The organism is Aestuariimicrobium kwangyangense DSM 21549 (assembly GCF_000421525.1).
Classification (GTDB): domain Bacteria; phylum Actinomycetota; class Actinomycetes; order Propionibacteriales; family Propionibacteriaceae; genus Aestuariimicrobium; species Aestuariimicrobium kwangyangense.
Genome location: NZ_ATXE01000004.1, coordinates 120,474 through 136,736, shown reverse-complemented (window position 1 = coordinate 136,736; position 16,263 = coordinate 120,474). Strand labels below are relative to the sequence as shown.

Annotated in this window: 10 protein-coding genes; 5 read left to right on the top strand and 5 right to left on the bottom strand. The window is 70.0% G+C overall.

Annotated features, from left to right (window positions below):
• Positions 1 to 9: 9 nt before the first annotated feature.
• The 3 genes from H507_RS16760 to H507_RS0112580 form a co-directional block, all read right to left on the bottom strand.
• Complete coding sequence (locus H507_RS16760) at positions 10 to 951, bottom strand: N-acetylglucosamine kinase (RefSeq protein WP_022911054.1); 942 nt, start codon at positions 949 to 951, stop codon at positions 10 to 12.
• A gap of 41 nt (positions 952 to 992) precedes the next feature.
• Positions 993 to 3,590, bottom strand: a complete 2,598-nt coding sequence (locus H507_RS0112585) for a glycoside hydrolase family 2 protein (RefSeq protein WP_022911053.1) — start codon at positions 3,588 to 3,590, stop codon at positions 993 to 995.
• Between the two features lie 69 nt (positions 3,591 to 3,659).
• Positions 3,660 to 5,243, bottom strand: a complete 1,584-nt coding sequence (locus tag H507_RS0112580; protein ID WP_022911052.1) for an N-acyl-D-amino-acid deacylase family protein — start codon at positions 5,241 to 5,243, stop codon at positions 3,660 to 3,662.
• A gap of 116 nt (positions 5,244 to 5,359) precedes the next feature.
• Between H507_RS0112580 and pepN the strand changes: the two genes are divergently transcribed.
• The 5 genes from pepN (at position 5,360) to H507_RS0112555 (ending at position 12,723) form a co-directional block, all read left to right on the top strand.
• Complete coding sequence (gene pepN / locus H507_RS0112575) at positions 5,360 to 7,960, top strand: aminopeptidase N (RefSeq protein WP_022911051.1); 2,601 nt, start codon at positions 5,360 to 5,362, stop codon at positions 7,958 to 7,960.
• A 95-nt stretch (positions 7,961 to 8,055) separates the two neighbouring features.
• Positions 8,056 to 8,382, top strand: coding sequence for an ArsR/SmtB family transcription factor (locus H507_RS0112570; RefSeq protein WP_022911050.1), 327 nt, complete (start codon positions 8,056 to 8,058; stop codon positions 8,380 to 8,382).
• A 1-nt stretch (position 8,383) separates the two neighbouring features.
• Positions 8,384 to 8,869, top strand: a complete 486-nt coding sequence (locus H507_RS0112565) for an SRPBCC family protein (protein ID WP_022911049.1) — start codon at positions 8,384 to 8,386, stop codon at positions 8,867 to 8,869.
• Between the two features lie 80 nt (positions 8,870 to 8,949).
• The gene (gene purL, locus H507_RS16755; RefSeq protein ID WP_022911048.1) at positions 8,950 to 11,262 is read left to right on the top strand and encodes a phosphoribosylformylglycinamidine synthase subunit PurL; all 2,313 of its coding nucleotides are present in this window, start codon (positions 8,950 to 8,952) and stop codon (positions 11,260 to 11,262) included.
• A gap of 30 nt (positions 11,263 to 11,292) precedes the next feature.
• Positions 11,293 to 12,723 (top strand): glycoside hydrolase family 32 protein, encoded by a 1,431-nt coding sequence (locus H507_RS0112555; RefSeq protein WP_022911047.1) that lies wholly within the window; start codon positions 11,293 to 11,295, stop codon positions 12,721 to 12,723.
• Positions 12,724 to 12,746: 23 nt separating this feature from the next.
• Here H507_RS0112555 and H507_RS0112550 read toward each other — a convergent pair whose 3' ends face one another.
• Together H507_RS0112550 and H507_RS16750 are read right to left on the bottom strand one after the other, a co-directional pair.
• A complete protein-coding gene (locus H507_RS0112550) occupies positions 12,747 to 14,294 on the bottom strand; it encodes an alpha-amylase (RefSeq protein ID WP_026378178.1) in 1,548 nt (515 codons plus the stop codon).
• Between the two features lie 112 nt (positions 14,295 to 14,406).
• Positions 14,407 to 16,233 (bottom strand): S8 family serine peptidase, encoded by a 1,827-nt coding sequence (locus H507_RS16750; protein WP_051139821.1) that lies wholly within the window; start codon positions 16,231 to 16,233, stop codon positions 14,407 to 14,409.
• Between the last annotated feature and the right edge of the window lie 30 nt (positions 16,234 to 16,263).

Below are 16,263 nucleotides of genomic sequence, written 5' to 3'. Positions count from 1 at the left end.
TTCTCGACCCTACGACAGGTCGGTGCCAGCCCCCGCTCGCAGGATCGAGCTGGCCAGCGCTTCGTCGGCGGTGACCTCGGCCAGCAGCGCAGCCCCGTCGAGGCCCGTGCCGCGGGGGGCAGGGAACTCGGCCCGGGGCAAGTGGGCGCGCACGTGCTGGACGAAGGACTCCCGCACCAGCGTCGAGCCGAAGACATTGCCCAGCATGCTGACGGCGGGATCCTCGGCGGCGACACCGACCGCCCGCAGCCCCGACACGGCCGAGTGCGCCAACTCGGCACCCGCCCGGACCACGATCTCCCGCGACACCGCGTCACTGGCGGCGGCGTGCTCGGCGACCACGCGGGCGTACGAGGCGATGCGACGCACGCGGCCCTCGTCCTGTTGCAGGTCGAGGTAGAGCTCGGGCAGCGAGGGGAAGTCGGCCAGCACGACAGCCGTCAGGGAGGTCTGGGGGCCCCGCCGGTCGAAGGCGCGCATGACCGCGTCGAGCCCCGCCCGACCGATCCAGAAGCCCGACCCTGCGTCACCGATGAGGTATCCCCAACCGTCGACCCGCAACACCTCGGACGGCCCGACCGCCAGCGTCACGACACCCGTGCCGGCCGCCGTCACCGCGCCCTGCCGGTGCCCCAGCGCGCCCAGGTAGCTGGTGATCGAGTCGTGGGCCAGATTGACCTGCCGCACCCCGAGGTCGGCGACCTGGACGAGGAACTGTTCGGCCGACTCGTCGGCGCCCAGACCTGTCGACCCGACCCCGATCACCTCGATGGGCGATTCGGGCGTTGCCCAGAGGGCAGCAGCCTCGTGCGCGACCGCAGCCAGTTGGGGCACCACCGGGCGATCGGTGAGCATGCCACGGTGCTCGGTCTGCAGCACCTCGGTTCCGTTGACGCGGATCGAGGCACGCATGCCGGACTGGCCGGCGTCCAGGGCCATCAGGGTCGCCATGTCACACCTTCGGGTTTGGTACGGGCGGGGTGGTTCGGGGGTCAACGAGGATCGGTGACCAGGTCGTTCAGGCAGGCCAGCGCACGTTCGGCCGAAGCGGTGTCGAGCACCCCCGTCACCTTGAAGGCGTGGGTCTCCCCGGGCAGCAGGGTGACCATTCCGGAGTCGACGGAGGCGGTCGGGTTGGCCTTGTCGACCAGCAGGGTCAGGTCTCGCACCAGTGTCTCTGCGGTGACGATCACCTGACTGGCGACCTCGTCGGCCGCCACCTCGACGCGGTAGCGGGCACGGGGCAAGTTGCTGGCCCGCGGGGTGGCGAAGAACCACAGGGCGCGCAGGTACCCGCGGTCGTCCGGTCGTCCGATGCTGGCCACCAGCATTTCGTCGCTGGCAGGATCGGGGTGCTCGCCCTCGCGCGACGCGGATGCCTCCGAGGGCGCACTGAACGCACGACCCAGTTCGACCGTGGCGGCGGCTCGGGCCTCGACCCGCAGCGGGTACTCGGCGTCGTCCAGCACCTCGCCCGAGAGCGAGAGACGCCTCACCACCAGCGGCCCCTCGACGGGACTGTCGGTGTCGTTGACGAGGGTGGCGCGCAGTCCTTGGCTGAGGTCGGTGCCGCCGATCGGCTGCAGGGTGAGCAGGCGAGGGGAGTTGGCCTGCGCCATGGCGTGCAGGAGCGGCTTCGCCCGTCCGTGCCCGTCGACCGCGGACCAGGAGATGACCGGCCAGCAGTCGTTGAGCTGCCACACGATGTTGCCCGTGCAGATGGGGTACAGCGAACGGAACCACCCGATGGCCAACCGGATCGCCTCGGCCTGGTTCCACTGCAACGCCCAGTGCCAGGCCTCCAGGTCCGTCGGCAGCGCCAGGTTCGGCAGCAGCCCACGGGTGAGGTTGTTGTTGCCCGACATCGCCTTCTGGTGCACGAAGGTGCCAGGAGAGGTGGGGGTGATCTCGTCGTCGAAGACCTGCATGGTGGTCCAGGCCGGGGGTGCCTGCCAGCCGTACTCGGCGACGAACCGCGCGCGGAAGCGGCGGTACTCCGTGGCCGGCAGGCGGTTCCAGGTGGCCCAGGAGTGCATCGAGCCACGGGTGGGTTCGTTGGGGGAGAGGCTCAGGTCGGACGAGATCCCGTCCCCGCTGGGGGTCCACGGCGAACCCGGCAGGTAGCCGACGGTGGGCGCGAGTTCAGCGACGATGGCGGGGAACTCGGTGTAGTAGTAGCGCTCACCCCAGGTGTGACCGTCAAGGGTCGACGACCAGCCCCAGTCCTGGGCTCCCTCCAGGTTCTCGTTGTTGCCGTTGAACAGCACCAGGCTGGCCCGGTGGCCCAACCGGGCGACGTTGTCGCGGGCCTCGGCGATGATCGACGAGAACAGCGGCTCCTCCTCGGCGTAGGCGGCGCAGGCGAAGGTGAAGTCCTGCCAGACCAGCAGCCCCAACTCGTCGGCCAGGTCGTAGAAGTCCTCGGACTCGTAGACGCCACCACCCCAGATGCGGACGAGGTTGAGGTTCGCCGCCAGGGCGTGCCCGAACTGGGCGGCCAGTTGGCCGCGGGTGGTGCGGTGCGGGAATGGGTCGTCGGGAATCCAGTTGACCCCCCGCACCTCGACCAGTCGGCCGTTGACGTGCAAGGCCATGCCGATGCCGTGCTCATCAGGGGTGATGCGCCACTCGGCGGTGCGGAAGCCGAGCCGGCGCTCGTCCCGATCTAGTTCTCGATCCGGTCGGGCGTCCGACCCGGTGTCGGCGCGGTGCAGGGTGATGGTGGAGTCGTACAGGGCGGGATCGCCGTGGCCCACGGGCCACCACAGGGCGACCTCGTCGAGGGTGACGGTCAGGCTGGCTTCGTTGTGTCCGGCCGGGATGGTGGCCTCACTGGTGAATGCGCCGACGGTGGCCCGCACCAGCAGGTCGGTGTCGTCACCGGCGCGTTCCACCTGGACCCGCACGGTGACCTCACCCGGGCATCCCTGCCGACCCGGGGCAGACGGGTCACCCACGGGGCGGGCGTCGGTGAGCACCCGCGCCAGACGAGCGGTGGACCAGGCCTCCAGCCTGATGTCGCGCCAGATGCCGGACGTCGCCGTGGCGATGCCCCAGTCCCAGCCGAAGCTGCAGGCCATCTTGCGGATCGCGTTGTACGGGTGCGGGTAGTCGTGGTGGCGCGGGCGCAACTGTTGGGCCATCCGGTTGGCGGCGCGCACGGGCGACTCGAAGGCGATCGACAAGACCTCGCCCTCGTGGCCGGTCACGTCGAACCGGTGGCGCCGGTGCATGTTGGCGACCCGGCCAAGGCTTGCCCCCTCCGATGCGGGGTCGCCCACCGCGAGCGAGGCCACGGTGTCGAGCCCGTCACAGACGAGGTCGACCCGGTCGTGGGGGTTGCCGTCGGCGTCGAGCGGGAACGAGGGCAGGGTGCTGCGATAGGTCCAGTCACTCTCGCCGATCCAGAACTGCCCCAGCTCGTTCTGGCCGACCATCGGGTCGGGAATGAGGTCGGCGGCCAGCAGGTCGGTGTGCACCGACCCGGGCACCGTCGCCGGGATCTCGTCGGGCAACGTGATCTCACCCTGGGGTCCCTTGGCGAGTCGCGCGGGGTGCAGGGTCCAGTCGGGCAGTGACAGCTTCATCATCGAAGGCTCCTTGAGGTCTCCGGCTCAGGGTATCGGCTGTGGCATCGGAGCAGAACCGGTTCTGCCCTGTTACGGACGGTCGGTGGCAGGGCGGGTCAGCACCGCTCCCGCCCGGGTGCCCAGGTGCTCGCCGCCACGGACCGTCTCCTGCCCCGAGACCCACACGCGTTCGATGCCGGCGGGGAAGACCTGCGGGTCGGTGTAGCTGGCCCGATCGGCGATCAGCAGTGGGTCGAAGGCGACCAGGTCGGCAGGCAACCCGGCGGCGATCCGGCCCCGGTCGACCAGGCCGACCCGGTCGGCCGGCGCCGAGGTGCAGCGTCGGATCGCCTCGGGCAGCGACAACCCCAGGTCGTCGAGGAATGATGCCGCGAGGAAGTGTGGGAAGCAGCCATAGCTGCGCGGATGAGGCTGCTGGTGACCGGTCGGGCCGTCCGGGTCGATCGCCTGGCCGTCGGAGGCCACGATGCAGGCGGGGTGCGCCAGCGTGCCGCGCAGCACCTCGGGGGAGCGTCCGAAGGCGGTCATCAGCACCTCGGTACCGTGCTCGGCGATCAGGTCGAGGGCGGCGTCGACGGGTTCTCGTCCGCGGTCGGTGGCGATCCAGTCGACGGTGCGTCCCACGACGGACGGGTCGGGTGCGGACGCGATCAGGACCTCGTCCCAGCCGAAGGCCATGCCGGGCTCGCTCAGCAGTTCCGCACGCACCCGGGCGCGCGAGTCGGCGCGCACCAGCGCCCTGCGCACCCCCACGTCGCCTCCCGACTGGACCCAACTCGGCAGCACCTGGGTGAGCATGGAATTGCCGGCCAGGTAGGGATACATGTCGAAGGCAACGTCGAGCCCGGCGACGCGGGCCTCGTCGATCATGGCGATGGCAGCGCCGAACGCCGACCAGTTGCGGCGACCCACCACCTGCAGGTGGCTGATCTGCAGGCGGCAACCGGTCAGCCTGGCCACCCGCAGCGCCTGCTCCAGACTCGGCAACAGGTCGTCGATGTAGTCGCGGATGTGCCAGGCGAACACCACCCCACGATCGGCGGCGACCCGACCCAGGGCCAGCAGTTCGTCCTCGAGCGCGAAACAGAGCGGGCTGTACACGAGACCCGTTGAGAGCCCGACCGCGCCGTCGTCGATGGCCTGGTGGGCGAGTCCGGCCATCGCCTCGACCTGGCCGGCATCAGCGGGCTGGTCGGCCAGACCGGCGGTGGCGGCGTGCAGCGGGATGTGCGCCGCGAGCGTCGCCACGTTGATCGAGGTCCGGGCCGCGCGCCAGGCCTGCAGTTCGTCGGCCAGCCGTTGCCAGTGGGTGTCCACGGTGGGGTCGTGGTCGAGATAGGAGTTCACACCGCGCAGGTCGTCGTGGCTGGTCACCGCTGACTGGGGGCTCATCCCGAGCCCGCAGTTGCCGACCACCTGGGTGGTCACCCCCTGTCTGACGGCCGAATGGGCCAGCGGGCTCGACAACAGCGTGAGGTCGGAATGGGTGTGGATGTCGACGAACCCGGGGGCGAGCACCAGGCCCGAGAGGTCGACCCGGGGCCAGGTGTCGTCCGTCTGCTCGAGGGGCACCACGAGACCGTCGGCCACCGCGACGTCACGGAGCTCGAGCGGGTTGCCGAGGCCGTCGGCCACCGAGGCTTTCGTCAGCACGAATCGGCTCGTCGGCCCGAGAGGTTGAGCGGAGGGGGTGGCTGTCACCACTCCACCCAACCGCCCGCCCCCGGGGCTGTCAACGGATGCGCAGTGGGCTGTGCTTGGATCGAACCGTGACCACAGCGAACCTCACCCGCGCCGAGGCGCGCTCCCGCACCGCGGCCCTCACCGTCGACACCTACGACGTCACCCTCGACGTCACCGGGGCCGAGGAGCCGGGGAATGCGTGGTTCGACACCACGACCACCATCACCTTCACGTCGTCGGCACCCACCACCTTCCTCGACTTCCTCGACGGCCAGGTGCAGCGGGTGGTCGTCAACGGGGCCGACCTGCCCAGTGCCGCCTACGACGGTGCCAGGGTCGCGCTCGGCGAGCTGTCGACCGAGGCCATCAACACCGTCACCGTCGTCGGGCGAGGCCGCTACTCGACCTCGGGCCAGGGCTTGCACCGGTTCACCGACCCGGCCGACGGCAACACCTACCTCTACACCCAGTACGAGCCGTCCGATTCGAGGCGGGTCTACGCGCAGTTCGACCAGCCCGACCTGAAGGCGCACCACACCTTCCACATCGCGGCGCCCGAGGGTTGGCTCGTGTGGTCGAACCAGCCCGAGGTCGCCACGGGTCCGGGTCCGGTCGAGGGCACGAGCTGGCACCACTTCGCCCCCACGCCACCGCTGTCGACCTACCTGTCCGCCGTGATGGCGGGCCCCTACCACCGGGTCAGTGACCAGTGGACCTCCGAGGACGGCTCCCTCACGGTCGACCTGGGCCTGGCCTGTCGTCCCGACCGTGCCAAGCACCTCGACGCCGAGGTGCTGTTCGACCTGACCAAGCGCGGGCTGGAGTTCTTCAACCGCGAGTTCGGGTACCCCTATCCGTGGGGGAAGTACGACCAGATCTTCGTGCCCGAGTACAACCTCGGAGCCATGGAGAACCCCGGCTGCGTGACCTTCACCGAGCAGTACCTCTTCCGCGAGGCGGCCACCCGGTCGCAGTACGCCGGGCGGTGCAACACGCTGCTGCACGAGATGAGCCACATGTGGTTCGGCGATCTGGTCACCCCGCGCTGGTGGGACGACCTGTGGCTCAAGGAGTCGTTCGCGGAGTTCATGGGCACCCACGCCAGCATCGCGATCGACGCGTTCGCCGAGGCGTGGGTGGGTTTCGCGGGGCGCCGCAAGGCGTGGGCCTACAGCCAGGACCAGTTGCCGACCACCCACCCGATCGTCGCGGACATCCCCGACGTCGAGGCCGCCAGGCAGAACTTCGACGGGATCACCTACGCCAAGGGCGCCTCGGTGCTCAAGCAACTTGTCCACTACGTCGGGCTGCAGCCGTTCTTCGCAGGCGCCCGCAGCTATTTCGCCGCCCACGCCTACGGGTCGACCAGCCTGGCCGATCTGCTGGTCGAACTCGAGCGGTCGTCCGGTCGAGACCTGGGGCCGTGGACGAAGGCGTGGCTCGAGACGGCCGGCCCCGACGAGCTGGCGGCCCGGGTCACGACCGCTGACGACGGGACCATGGCCGAACTTCGCATCGAGCAGACCTCCCTCGACGCCATCAGTGGGCAGCGGGTTCACCGTCCCCACGTGATCGCCGTGGGCCTGTACGACCTGGTCGAGTCCGAAGGCGGGGGCGAGCCCCGTCTGGTGCGCCGAGGTGCGCCGATCGAGGTGGAACTGGCAGGTGAAGGGGCCGTGGTCGAAGCCGCCTCGGGCCAACTCCTGCCGGCACTGGTGCTCGTCAATGACGGCGACTGGACCTACGCGAAGGTGCGCCTGGACGAGCGATCGGCGAGAGCTGCCGTCGACCACGTGGGGCACGTGGACGATCCGCTGGCCAGGGCGTTGCTCTGGTCGCAACTGTGGTCGATGACCCGCGACGGTGACCTGCTGGTGCGTGACTACCTGCGGGCTGTCACCACCCATGCTGCCGCCGAGGACGATGCCGCCACCCTGGGTTCCCTGCTCAGCCAGGCCCAGTCGGCCATCGAGTCCTTCGAGCATCCCGACCGGGTGCCCACCGCCCGCCGCGAGTGGGTGTCGGCGGTGCGCTCCCTGCTCGGCTCCGATGCGATCTCCGACGACCAGCGGCTGCTCCTGGCGCGTGCGTTCGCCGTGGCAGCGGCCACGGTTGCCGACCCCGAGGTGGTCGACGACGTGCGCGACCTGCTCAAGGTGCCGCAGGTGGTGGTCCCGGCGCTGGAGGTGGGGCAGGACCTGCGTTGGTCGCTGGTGTCGGCCCTGGTCGCCACCGGTTCCGAGACGACCGGGGTCGCCGAGGAGGAACTCGTCCGTGACAACTCCATGGACGGACGGACTCGGCTCCGTCAGGTGTTGGCGTCCAGTCCCGAGGCCGACCCACGGGCCCTCGTCGACGGACTGCTCACGCCCGGGGCCCTGTCGAACGACCACGTCGATGCCGTCATCGCCGGACTGCGGACCCCCCTGCGCGAGGAGGCCACCGATGGGGCCGTGGGCGACCTGTTCGCCAGGGCCACCGCCATCTGGGCCGATCACTCGATCGAGATCGCACAGCGTCTGGTGCGCGGCCTGTTCCCGACCGCCCGCCCGGCCGAGACCGCCGATCGGGGTCGGGCCTGGCTCGCGGGTGAGGGGGCCGAGGCCCCGGCGGCGCTGCGGCGGATCGTGCTCGAACAGGTCGACTTCTGCGAGCGGCGCGCGAGGGTGCAGTCCGCCAACGCCTGATCGGGGCGAGTCGGGCGATGTGCATGGACGTCGAGGATCTCGAATTCGGCCCGAGGTCTTGACGACGTACAACCAAACGGTTGTATGTTGGGGACATGGGTGAGACCAGCGAGGACCGCGCGGACGCGATGTTCCACGCGCTCTCCGACCGCACCAGGCGCGACATCCTGCGCCGGGTGCTGGCGGGGGAGCACTCGGTCTCGACCCTGGCGGCGAACTACGACATGTCCTTCGCCGCGGTTCAGAAGCACGTCGCCGTGCTCGAGCGAGCGGGGCTGTTGACCAAACGTCGCAGCGGCCGTGAGCAACTCGCGAGCGGTGATGTGGAAGCCGTCCGTTCCGTCACCTCACTGCTCGAGGAGATCGAGCAGGTCTGGCGGGGACGCATTGACCGCATCGACGCACTACTGAAGGAGACCTGACATGCCCGTCACCGATTTCACCTCCAACCCCGACACCCGCACCATCACCATCACGGCCGAGTTCGATGCTCCCGTCGAGCGGGTGTGGGCCCTCTACGCCGACCCGCGCCAACTGGAGCGCGTCTTCGGCCCGCCCTCCCACCCGGCCACCTTCGTCCAGCACGACCTCACGGTCGGGGCCGAGACCAGGTACTACATGACCTCCCCTGAGGGGGAGAAGTACCCGGGCGTGTGGACCATCACCGCCGTGGACGAGCCCCACAGCTTCTCGTTCGAGGACGCCTTCGCCGACGAGCAGTTCCGGGTCAACGCCGACCTGCCGGTCTGCATGAGCACCTACTCCTTCGAGCCCCAGGGGGAGCGGACGAGAGCCGTCTTCGTCTCGACCTTCGCCTCGGCCGAGGCGCTGCAGCAGGTGATCGACATGGGCGTCGAGGAGGGCTCAATCAGCGCCATCAACCAGATCGACGGCGTCCTGGCCGCCTGACCGACGAGCGGCGCCACCGGCCGACCGCCGGCGGTGGGCGGCCACCCCTGCCGGGGGCGCCGCTCCGGTAGATTGAGCCCGTGGCCGACACCGTTGAGCATGCAAGCCAGACCCCCGACGTCGAGCAGCCCTGGGCCGAACTGGGCCTGAAGGCGGACGAGTACACCCGCATCCGCGAGATCCTCGGACGCCGACCGACAGGCGCCGAACTCGCCATGTACTCGGTGATGTGGTCGGAGCACTGCTCCTACAAGTCGTCGAAGGTGCACCTGAAGCGGTTCGGGGTGCTCGAGCAGACGACCCCCCGCGGGCCGCTGCTGGCCGGGATCGGCGAGAACGCCGGTGTGGTCGACATCGGTCAGGGCTACGCCGTCACGTTCAAGGCGGAGTCGCACAACCACCCCAGCTACGTCGAACCCCATCAGGGGGCGGCGACCGGGGTCGGTGGCATCGTCCGCGACATCCTGGCGATGGGTGCGCGTCCGATCGGGGTGATGGACCCGCTCAGGTTCGGGCCCCTCGACGCCCCCGACACCCAACGGGTGCTGCCTGGAGTGGTGTCGGGGGTGAGCAGCTACGGCAACTGTCTCGGTCTGCCCAACATCGGCGGTGAGGTGGTCTTCGATGCCACCTACGCAGGCAACCCCCTCGTCAACGCGCTCTGCGTCGGCCTGCTGCGCCACGAGGACCTGCACACGGCCCACGCCTCGGGTGTCGGCAACCAGGTGATCATGTACGGCGCCGCAACCGGTGGTGACGGCATCGGTGGTGCCTCGATCCTGGCCAGCGAGACCTTCGCCGATGCCGACGGCAAGCCCGCCAAGCGTCCCGCCGTCCAGGTCGGCGACCCGTTCATGGAGAAACTGCTGATCGAGTGCACCCTGGAGTTGTTCTCCGAGGGCCTCGTCAACGGCATCCAGGACTTCGGGGCTGCCGGGATCTCGTGCGCCACCAGCGAGTTGGCGAGCGCCGGCGACGGAGGCATGCACGTCGACCTCGACCGGGTGGCATTGCGTGACCACACCCTGGCCCCCGAGGAGATCCTGATGTCGGAGTCGCAGGAACGCATGATGGCGGTCGTCGAACCGGCCAAGGTCGAACGCTTCCTCGAGGTCTGCGCCAAGTGGGACGTGCTCGCGACCGTCGTCGGAGAGGTGATCGAGGGTGACCGCCTGATCATCGACTGGCACGGCGAGACCATCGTCGACGTCGACCCGCGCACCGTCGCCCACGAGGGACCGGTGTACGAGCGCCCCCTGGCCCGTCCGGAGTGGCTCGACGAGGTGCAGGCCGACGCCGCGGAGCGACTGCCGCGCGCCACCTCGTCCGACGACCTGCGTGCGCAGGTGTTGGCGCTGGTGGGCTCGCCGAACCTCTGTGACAAGTCTTGGGTCACCGACCAGTACGACCGCTACGTGCGCGGCAACACCGTGCTGGCCCAGCCCGAGGACTCGGGCATGTTGCGCATCGATGAGGAGTCGGGCCTGGGCATCGCGCTGTCGACCGACGCCAACGGACGCTTCTGCTACCTCGACCCCTACCAGGGTGCCCAGTTGGCGCTGGCCGAGAGCTACCGCAACGTCGCCACCTCGGGTGCCGAACCGGTGGCCATCACCGACTGCCTGAACTTCGGTTCGCCCGAGGACCCCGCCGTGATGTGGACCTTCGTGGAGGCCATCAAGGGACTGGTCGACGGCTGCCAGGCCCTCGGGACCCCGGTCACCGGTGGCAACGTGAGCTTCTACAACCAGACCGGTGACGTCGCGATCCTGCCCACCCCCACCGTGGGCATGCTGGGTGTGATCGATGACGTCTCCACCCGCAACCCCAGCGGATTCCGTCACGCGGGCGACGCGGTGGTGCTGCTCGGAACCACCCGCGAGGAACTGTCGGGTTCGGCGTGGGCCGAGGTCGTCCACGCCGGGCACCTGGGTGGACGACCGCCGGTGGTCGACTTCGAGGCCGAGAAGGCACTCGGACGCGTGTTGATCAGCTCCGCCGTCGAGGGACTGTTGAGTTCGGCCCATGACCTGGCCGACGGGGGCCTGGCGCAGGCGCTGGTCGAGTCGTCCCTGCACCACAACCTCGGTGTGGCCGTCACCCTGCCCCAGGGCGGTGGTGACGCGACGGTGCAGTTGTTCTCGGAGTCCGCGGGCCGCGCCCTGGTGTCGTTGCCCGGTTCGTCCCTGGGTCGTCTGCAGGAGCTGTGCGCCGAACACGGTGTCGCCTGGGAGCGGATCGGTGAGGTCACCGGTGAGGGGTCGCTCGAGGTGATCGGCGGCTTCGAGGGCGGACGGTTCGACATCGGGCTGGACGAACTCCGCACCGCATGGACGGCACCCATCCCTGACGCCATGAACGCCCCGGCTGCCCAACTGGCCCCGGTCGGCTGAGCCGGCCGCGAAGCAAGGAGAGGTGCGGCCATGTCCGACAACACCCACGACCCGTCGTCCGAGGTCGAGGCGCCACAGACCGCGCAGTGGCGTCCGAGTCTGCACTTCACGGCTCGCGACACGTGGCTCAACGACCCCAACGGGCTGATCACCCACCACGGTGTGCACCACCTGTTCTTCCAGAACAACCCGCACGGGCGTGAGTGGGGGAACATGTCGTGGGGGCACGCCACCTCGTCCGACTACCTCTCCTGGACCGAAAAACCGGTGGCGATCGTGGGCACCCCGACCGAGGGCATCTTCTCGGGCAGCGTCGTCTTCGACCAGCTGAACACCTCGGGATTCGGCACCGCCGAGAACCCACCGCTGGTGGCGATCCACACCAGCGCCTTCCAGTCCGACCCCACCTGGGGCAACCAGCAGGGCCAGTCGTTGGCCTTCAGTCTCGATGACGGCCAGACCTGGACGCGGTTCGCGGGCAATCCCGTTCTCATGCGTGGTTCGGAGAACTTCCGCGACCCGAAGGTGTTCTGGCACACGCCGACCCAGCGTTGGGTGATGGTCGCCGTCGAGGCCCACGAACGGCAGGTGCTGGTGCACACCTCGACCAACTTGGTCGAGTGGACGCTCGCCAGCAGCTTCGGGCCCGAGGGTTCGACCTTCGGCATCTGGGAATGCCCCGACCTGTTCGAGATGCCCGTCGAGGGGACGTCCGAGAGCCGCTGGGTGATGCTGGTGAGCGTCGGCGACGGGGCACCAGCCGGAGGCTCCGGCATGCAATGGTTCGTCGGGGGCTTCGACGGCGAGGTCTTCACCAGCCAGCAGGAGTCACGCTGGCTCGACCACGGCCCCGACCTGTACGCCGGCGTGACCTTCTCGGGTGAGTCCGAGACCACCCTGATCGGATGGATGAGCAACTGGCTCTACGCGCGCGACAGCCCCACCCGCCCTTGGGCGTCGGCGATGACCCTGCCCAGGCGACTGCGCCTTCGACGTGACGGGGACGAGTTGGCGCTGGCCCACCTACCCCTGCTGCCCAGCCTGTTCACAGAACTCCACCCCGCTCCCGGAGGGGCCCTGGCCACGGCCGCCGCCTACCGGATCACGACGGGTCTGGACGACGGCGGAGCCCTCACCCTGCGGCGGGTGGGCGACAGCGCTGGCGGCGAACCGGCCAGCAGCGAACTGGTCATCAGGCGGCCCGGCGACCGGCTCGAGATCGATCGCTCCCGTGCGTCGGTCATCGCCGTGCATCCCGAGGCGCCGATCGTGGTGCCTCTGGGGCGTGCGGGTTCGGCAACCAGCGACCCGGTCGACCTGGTCGTGATCGAGGACCACGGGCTGGTCGAGGTCTTCACCGCCGACGGGCTGGTCAGCGCCAGCCTGCAGACCTTCCCGGTCGACGGCCCGCTGCGGGTCGAGACCACCGGACCCGTCCGGGTGGAAGGCCTGTCCGCCTGACTCCAGCGGCTCGCTGAGGTCGCCTATCGCCCGACGGTGATCGCCACGACCGACCCGGCCGGGACCGGGGTGACCAGCAGTCCGTCCTTCACCTGCACCGTGGACGCGCACCCGTCCGCCAGGTTGCAGTGGTCACCGTCGGCCAGCCCGGTCTGTCGCTGTGAGGTGGCCGCGGTCTCGCCGGCGTTGATGGCCACGAAGCCCACCCCGCCACCCGCGCCTGCCCCGTCGGCCCTGCGGACGATGGTGGCCAGGTTGCCGTCGGCGGCCACCTCGGCCGGCGCGTCGCCGACGGCTCGGTGGAAGGCCATCATGCCGATCACGAGTCGGTCGCGGTGGTTGCAGCTGAACCCCTCGTCCCGGGGCTGGGTCACGCCCGTGCAGGTGGCGGGAAGTACCTGACCGGACGAGTCACGGGCCGGCCCCTGGTCGGTGGCCCCCACTTCGAATCGGTACCCGGAGTAGACCACGGGGGTGCCGTAGCCGTAGCCGAGCAGGAAGGCCTCCCCGAACCGGTACTCGTCCAGTCGTTGGATCGAGAGGGTCTCGCCGTTGCGCTCGGTGTCGTGGTTGTCGACGAAGGTGATGGCGTTGACCGAGGGCAGCCACGAGGCGGTGTTGAAGTCGTTGAGGGAGTCGAACGAATAGTTGCCGAAGATGTTCTGCAGGGCGCGGGCGTAGCCGAACTCCTGCACCCGACCGATGCCGGCGTACTGCTCGGGGGCGATCGGTTCGTCGTCCCCGCCCCGGATCACCTCGAGCACCAACCGCGGACGCTTCGGCAAGGGGTCGAGAATGGCGGCCAGGTCGGCCGGCGAGATGTGCTTCGCGGCGTCGACGCGGAAACCGTCCACCCCCAGCGACTGGAGGTCGGCGAGATAGGCGGTGAGGGTGCGTCGCACCTTGGGGGAGCCGGTGTCGAGGTCGGCGAGGTTGACCAGTTCGCAGGTCTGCACCTCGGTGGCGTTGGTGTAGTCGACGATCTCGTCGCCGGCCGTGAGCCCGCAGTGGTGGAAATCCGCCCGTCCGTAGAGGCCCGGGTAGTCGTAGTGGTCGTAGTGGGAGCCCGCGGTGCCGACCCCGGGCGTGTCCTGACCCGTCATGTGGTTGATGACGGCATCGACCAGCACCTCGACGCCTGCCGCGTGGCAGGCCTTCACCATCGCGGCGAACTCGGCGCGGGTGCCGAGGGTTGACTCGAGCTTGTACGAGACGGGCTGGTAGACGATCCACCACGGAGCCAGCGAGGCAGGATCCCCGGTGATCGACTCCTGTGGGGGAGAGGTCTGGACGAACGCGTAGCCGTCCTTGGCCAGGGCGGGGCACTCGGCGCCGATCGAGGTCCACGGCCACTGGAAGAGTTGGACGCCGACCGGCTGCGCCGGACCGGTCGGAGTGCGGGCGCCGCTGGGGCTGGTGGCGCTGGTGGGCGACGGGGACGAGCCCGTACCCCGCGGCTGGATCGCGACCAGGGCAGCGATCACGACCAGGCCCAGGAGCAGCACGGCCAGGGGTGCGAAGGCCCTCGCACGGTGTCTCGTGGGGCGAGGGTTCGTGGGGTCCTGCGTCATGAGGTCACTGTGTCAGGTGAGGACGAGGATGGGCACCCCCCATCGTGCGGCCCGTCCAAGCTGCCCCGTTCCAGCCCGGGGCCACCTGCCCCGGAGGCAACCCCTCGCCGCCTCACGCCCAGGTGAAGACGGCAGCCTTGCGTCCAGAACTGGTGCCCTGCGAGGTGGTCACGTGCACGATCCCCCGACGACCGGACGACCCTGCCGGGATCCTGACCAGTGCCGAGGTGGGCGACTCGACCTTGGTGACCACGGCCGCCACCCCACCGACATCGGCCGTCATCCCGGGCAGGAACCCTCGTCCGGTCACCCGGATCACGATGCCGGAGGACCCCCTGGTGGTCGACAGCGACGAGATCACGGGTTGGGCGACGTAGGTCGCTCGTCCGACCATGGTGGTCCCGGCCGCTCCGACCATCCGGATCGGGTAGGCGCCCGGCGACACGTGGGCGGGCATGACGCCGCTGAGTTCGGTGTCGGAGCTGACCACCAGGTCAGCCAGTCGCACCCCTCCCACGGTGACCGCGGTGACGCCTGTGAACCCGGTGCCGCGGAACGAGACCCGGGTACCACCGTCGAGTCCGGTGGCCGCCCAGACCTGCGAGCTGAGGGTCGGGGTCAGGGTGCGGGAGGCGTCCACGATGCCGCTGCCGCAACCCGAGCAGGTTGCTGCCGGGCGGGCCCTGCTCGTGAGTGCTGCCTCGACCTGGGCGACCGTCAGCGTCGGCTGCTGCTGCCACAACATCGCGGCCACCCCGGCGACCTGTGGCGCTGCGAACGAGGTGCCCGCCCCCAGGACGTCGGTGTAGGAGCCATTGTTCGTGGTGCCGGCATTCACGCCCAGCAGCATGAGGGGGGCCGACTGGTCGCCGCCCGGCGCTGCGAGATCGACCGGACCGCCGTAGTTCGAATAGACCGCACGCGCCTGGGTCGAGGTGCTCGCGGCCACGTCGAGCACTCCCGGGCAGTTGCCGGGCGCGAAGTTCTGGGCGGCCGCGCCGGCGTTGCCGGCCGCCGTCACCACCAGGGACCCCTGGGCCCTGGCGGCCTGGACGGCCTGCTGCCAGTCAGCGGTGCAGCTCGAAGGGTCGAGGGTGCTGAGGGAGAGGTTGATCACCTTCGCCGGATGGGTGTTGGTGGGCACTCCCGGCACGGGGATGCCACTGGCCCAGCCGATGGCGTCGATCACGTCGGACTCCAGCCCGCCGCAGCGGCCGAGCACGCGCAGGGGCACGATCTTCGCCCCGGGCGCCACCCCGGCGATGTTTCGTCCGTTGTCACGCAGGGCGGCGATGGTGCCGGCCACCGCGGTGCCGTGCCACGAGGACGAGTCACCCGTCGAGCTGCAGAAGTCACCCACGTCGGTGGGGTCACCGTCGCGGCCGTTGCCGTCGCCGGCGGCCGTCGGGTCGGCGATGAAGTCATACCCCCCGAGGTACTGCCCCGCCAGATCGGGGTGGGCGGTCCGGCCGGTGTCGAGCACCGCCACGTTGACCCCGGTCCCCGTCCACTGCCAGACGGGCTCGACGTTGATGCTCGCGGGCCCCTTGAGGTTCCACTGCTTGGCGAAGTCGGGATCGTTGCTGACCGCGGTGACCCGACGGTTGGGCACGGCGTACTCCACGTCGGAGCGGGCTCGCAGGGCGGCGATCACGGCCTGCGGATCGCCGGCGCCATCGACCACGACGGTTCCGGTGAACAGTTGCCTCTTCTCCACGGGGGTCCTGGTGAGTCGCTTCGTCGACTGGGCCGCCTTCAGCACCTGGGTGCGGTGGACACGGTCGGCCGAGGGCGCGAAACGCACCAGGACCTCGCTCGACCAACCCGCCGGCAGGCCAGGTGCGGCCTCGGCGGGCAGCGGCGGGGTCGACGCCGCCAGCACTCCGGTGACCACGAGCAGGGGAAGGACCCATCTGCGGGCCTGAGGGGTGCACGTCACCCGAGCATCCTAGGCACCCGGCCTGACCGG